General features: G+C 40.5%; 1 protein-coding gene. It reads left to right on the top strand.

Annotated elements, in window-relative coordinates:
* Positions 1-588 precede the first annotated feature (588 nt).
* Positions 589-2,409, top strand: a complete 1,821-nt coding sequence (locus EDD74_RS14895; protein ID WP_116441384.1) for a reverse transcriptase/maturase family protein — start codon at positions 589-591, stop codon at positions 2,407-2,409.
* The last annotated feature ends 110 nt before the right edge of the window (positions 2,410-2,519 follow it).

Here is a 2,519-nt window from a genome sequence, read left to right on the forward strand (position 1 = left end):
AATTGTGTGCGCCCGGAAGTCGCCAGCGCAATATAAATTGGCGACGTGGTACTTACAGGATACCGCCTTTAGCAAGCGGTAGGTAAAAGTATCAGGTGATGAAAAATCACAACCTATTATTCTACAACTTATCCGAGAGGGGAAACCCGAAGGGGAGTGTAGCATGTTGTTGTTCCAGTTGGAACGTAAATAGGAAAGGCGCTAATCCTATGCGTCAGAATATTTAAGAATAAAAATCAGTGTATGAGGTACAAAGCTAAACTGCCTAAACGATAGCCAGAGCGGGGGAACCCGTGCCCCGCATACGAAAAGGATTGAAACGTATGCTTTTCATGTTGGTTTCATTTCGCAGTTATGAAAGCAAGCGATACTCATGAAAGAGCAACCGCAAGACAGCGGATAAATGGCGAAAGTCGGTGCCGACAACACTGAATGCTAATCCTGTATTTACTAACTGGGGATGACCTAAACCTGGTAACAGGCATGGTCACACAGCTCCCATAGTAGTCCGAGACGTTAATGACGTTCACATGGCGAAGGGAAGCAGCTTATCAGAAAATACTAAAATGAAGGAAGGTGCGAGAGGCATTGAGAAATCCAACTGAGGTATTGAAAAATTTGATGGAAAAGTCAAAGAATGAAACTTACAGATTTCAGAGATTATACAGAAATCTGTACAATCCGGAGTTTTATTGGCTTGCGTATAAAAATATCTACGCAAATGATGGCAGTATGACTGCCGGAGCTGATGGAACAACGATTGATGGCATGGGTAACGAGAAAATTGAGAGGATTATTTTATCCTTAAAAGACCGAAGTTACCAACCTAAGCCTGCAAGAAGAGAATATATTGCAAAGAAAAACAGCAGTAAAAAACGTCCTCTGGGTATTCAGTCAGGGGATGATAAACTCGTGCAGGAAGTCGTTAAGATGATTTTGGAGAGTATTTATGAGCCTGTGTTCAGTAATAAATCACATGGGTTCAGACCAAACAGAAGCGGTCAGACAGCACTGAAACAGATACAGAACACCTTTACTGGTGCGAACTGGTTTGTGGAAGGAGATATACACGCTTGTTTTGACAGTTTCGACCACCATGTAGTTATCGACCTCTTGAAAAAGAGGATTGATGACGAAACGTTTATCCAGCTTATATGGAAATTCCTAAAAGCAGGATATATGGAACAATGGACATTCAACAGAACCTATAGCGGAGTGCCGCAGGGGTCGGGAGTCAGTCCAGTGCTGGCAAATATTTACCTTCATGAAATGGACAAATTTATGGAAAATTATGCAGAAAACTTCAATACAGAAGCCAAGAAGAAACATTTTTCTACTGCATATAAGTCCAGTGTCGGTAAGGCATACAGATATAGGAAAAAGGGCAGAGAGATATGGGATAGTCTGTCTGATGAAGAAAAGAAAATCAGATGCAAAAATCTTAAGGAACTGGAAATGATTGAAAAATCTACAACACCTTACGTCTATAACGACAGTAATTATAAAAGGGTGCAGTATACGAGATATGCGGATGATTTTATCATCGGGGTTATTGGTAGCAAAGCAGACGCAGAAGCTATCAAGAAAGACGTGAAAATATTCCTGCAAAAAGCATTGAAATTAGAAATGTCAGACACTAAGACAAAGGTTACGCACACTGGAGACAGAGCAAGATTTCTAGGTTACGACATTACGGTATCAAGAGTGCAGACGCTACAGAAGGCTTCTAACGGAAGGGTTCAGAGATGTCAGACAGGAGTTGTTAAACTGTATGTTCCACGCCAAAAATGGGTAGGTAAGTTAATTGAATACAAAGCAATGAAAATCAAAATCAACGAAAACGGAAAAGAGAGATTTGTAGCCCTTCATAGGGGAAAACTGGTAAACCAGAGCGATATTGAAATTCTCGCAAGATACAATGCAGAAGTCCGTGGATTATATAATTATTACTCCATAGCGAATGACTCCTTTAAAATAGGGAGATTTGCCAATGTAATGAAATACAGCATGTATAAAACATTTGCGTGCAAGTATAAGACGAATGTTCATGAGATTAAGCGGAGATATTGCAGAAACGAATTATTTACAGTTGCGTATGAAACAAGGCAGGGAATGAAAACAACAACATTCTACAGGGATGGTTATAAACGGAAGGAATGTGCTACAAAGTTTGATAATGTAAGCGAGCTTCCGCAGTTTTCAAAATATGCCAAGACTAACACTCTCAAACAGAGAGTGGAACGTCATACTTGTGAATTATGCCAAAAAGACTGTAGAAATCTGGTAATACACCAAGTTAAGAAACTCAAAGATTTAAAGGGAAATACAGAGTGGGTATTGCTCATGCGAAAAAGGAGACGGAAAACACTCGTGGTATGCCCCGAATGCCATAATTTAATTCATTCGTAACACCGCAAATGATAAGCGGAAAGCCGTATACATCGAGAGGTGTACGTGCGGTTTGGGAGGGAGTGGATGCAAGTCCTTTTCGAAGGATGAGCTGAAGCTTACCTCATGAT

It is taken from the genome of Faecalimonas umbilicata, from assembly GCF_004346095.1.
Classification (GTDB): Bacteria; Bacillota; Clostridia; order Lachnospirales; family Lachnospiraceae; genus Faecalimonas; species Faecalimonas umbilicata.